2 protein-coding genes are annotated in these 2,412 nt (G+C 67.2%); one reads left to right on the forward strand and one right to left on the reverse strand.

Annotated elements, in window-relative coordinates; translation table 11 throughout:
• Window positions 1-352: 352 nt before the first annotated feature.
• Window positions 353-877, reverse strand: a complete 525-nt coding sequence (locus U9980_RS09175; RefSeq protein ID WP_322767536.1) for a cysteine hydrolase family protein — start codon at window positions 875-877, stop codon at window positions 353-355.
• 209 nt (window positions 878-1,086) lie between these two features.
• Between U9980_RS09175 and U9980_RS09180 the strand changes: the two genes are divergently transcribed.
• Window positions 1,087-1,686 carry a helix-turn-helix domain-containing protein gene (locus U9980_RS09180; RefSeq protein WP_322767537.1) on the forward strand — a complete coding sequence of 200 codons (600 nt, stop codon included), beginning with the start codon at window positions 1,087-1,089 and terminating at the stop codon, window positions 1,684-1,686.
• The last annotated feature ends 726 nt before the right edge of the window (window positions 1,687-2,412 follow it).

A 2,412-nucleotide genomic window follows, 5' to 3' on the forward strand; every position in this document is an offset into this window, starting at 1 on the left:
TGAGGCGGTCATCTCCGCGGTACGACTTCAGCAGCAGGGCCAGCAGATACTCATCCCCGTCCGTGGCCTCGGCCGCCCACTCCAGCTCATCGCGAGTAGGCGAGAAGAACAGATGCAGCTCATGCGTGGTGATCATCCGCTTGGACCGCGAGTACGCGGTCCGCTCGATCGAGGTCACAACCCACCCCGGCCCAAGACGACAACATCACCAACGACGCCGGGCCGAACGGGTGACGGCCCAGTGCCGCTCGGGGATTCAAGATCAACCCATTACCTCTTTGACGCGTATCTGGGTCACCCCCCAGATCGCTTGGAGAAGGATTCAGAGGAGTCGAGGGTTGAGATTGCGCGGTCACGATCGAAGATCGCCGATCTCGGTCGACTTCACCACGCGGGCAATGCGCCAGAGCCCGATCCAACTGTTCGGGAAGACGGACTCGTCGAGCAGCGCGGAATGCACCTGCGGGTCGGGGTCGTCACAGGCGTCGGCGCAGAGGGCGACCTCGTAGCCGATGTCGTACGCCCACCGGGCGGTGGACAGCACCGTCCCCGACGTCGCCACCCCGGCGATGACGACCCGGCCGACGCCGGATGCCTGCAACCGCTCGTGCAGGTTGGTGGTGGCGAACGCTCCCATGGTGGTCTTGGCCAACACGGACTCGTACCCAACTGGCGCCAGCAACGGGTGGATCTGATCGCGCATCGCCTCGTGGACGACATGGAACACGGGCAGCCCCGCTGCTCGGGCCGACGCCATTGCGTCCGACGCCCGTTCCACGACGGCGCCGTCGTGGCTGAAGTTCTCGACGATGTATGTCGCGAAGTCCAGCGCGAGGAAAGCCGCCCGCGCCTTTGTTGCCTGGCTGGGCACGATCATCAAATCTCCTTCACCGAGGAAGTCAGGGGAATGGCCTCCGTGGCCCGAAGCAACCTCTCGCTCGCCCGGGAGTTCGCCGACGCCGCCACGGCTCCCTCCGCACGGGGCCACGGACTACAAACGGACTACAAACGGAGACGGCGCCCCGGTTACGCTATCATAAACGGAGACGGCGCCCCGGTTAGCGTCGACGTGAGGAGGCAGCCCACATGGAGACGGAGAACCGGCCCCTGCGCGCCGACGCCCGCCGCAACCGGGACCGACTCCTGCAGGTGGCGAGGGAGGCATTCGCCGCCGAGGGATCGTCCGTCTCGTTGGACGAGATCGCGCGCCGGGCCGGGGTGGGTCCGGGCACCCTTTACCGTCACTTCCCCACTAAAGAGGCGCTCTTCGAGGCCATCGTCCACGAGCGCCTCCGGTGCCTTCTCGACGAGGCCCGAGCCCTGGGCCGCGCCGACGACCCGGGAGCAGCCCTTTTCGCGATCATCGATCGAATCGTCGCCGACGGCACAGCGAAAGCTGACCTCGTCGACGCCCTGGCCGGCGCCGGCGTCGAGGTTCGGACAACGGTCGCCGCGACCGCCGCCGACTTTCAGCGCGAGATCGGCCACATTCTCGCCCGCGCCCAGGACGACGGCTCGGTACGCGGCGACATCGGCATCACCGACCTCATGACCGTCGTGGGCGGCGTACTACTCGCCCTGCGCCACCCCGCCAACAAGGGCGCGGACCCACGGCGCGTCCTGGCGATCCTGCGCGACGGGCTGCGGGCCGCACCACATGGAAACCCGGACAACAGCCCCGGTTGAACCTCCCCGCGGTCTCGGACTTCTCACGGGGCACCCTTCCGCCCGGAGTTACCCCGTTCGGACGCCACGGATAGCCACGGTGGCGGCTGGAAACAGGGGGTCCGGTAGGAGCGGGAGCAGGGAACCGGTTTCTCGCTGTACCAGGAGATCAGCCGTCCAACGGTCTCGACGGCAACTTCGTAAGAGAACGCCTCAGCGGATTCCCATACCCGCCTCGAAACCCCCGACAGAACACTTCCGTCGTCCCGACGTTCCTCAACGGCCATCGTCGCTCCAGCGGGCTTCAGGTCCGTCACCGGACGTTTCGTTCACAGCGCGGGCCCCGGTCTGCACTATCTGATGAGGGGTAACGGCCAGGACGCGATAGATACCCACGGGAACCAGCCGTGCTACACGCCGGAGGGCTACAAGCGCTGTCAGGACGACCGGACGGGATAGGCCTGTCGCCCGGGACCTGACCGTCGACCCGCGGCTACCCGGCCGGCCCGGTGATTGGGCGTGCACAGTCCGGGTACGCAAGGCTGTGGTCAGCCCGAGGTGGTGACGGCGGTGCAGCTACGACCATCAGCCGCGCGGCTGGTCGAGCGACCCATGCGGCCGGACCAACGGGCCAACGAGCGTGAGCCGCAGGCGCGCACAGTGAGATGGCTGCCTCTTCTCGCCCCGCTCATGGTGCTCGTCGTGGTCGTCGGTGTGGAGTTGGCCGACCGAGAGTGGACGATCCTT

This window comes from Protofrankia sp. Cr1 (assembly GCF_963555865.1).
Taxonomy (GTDB): Bacteria; Actinomycetota; Actinomycetes; order Frankiales; family Frankiaceae; genus Protofrankia.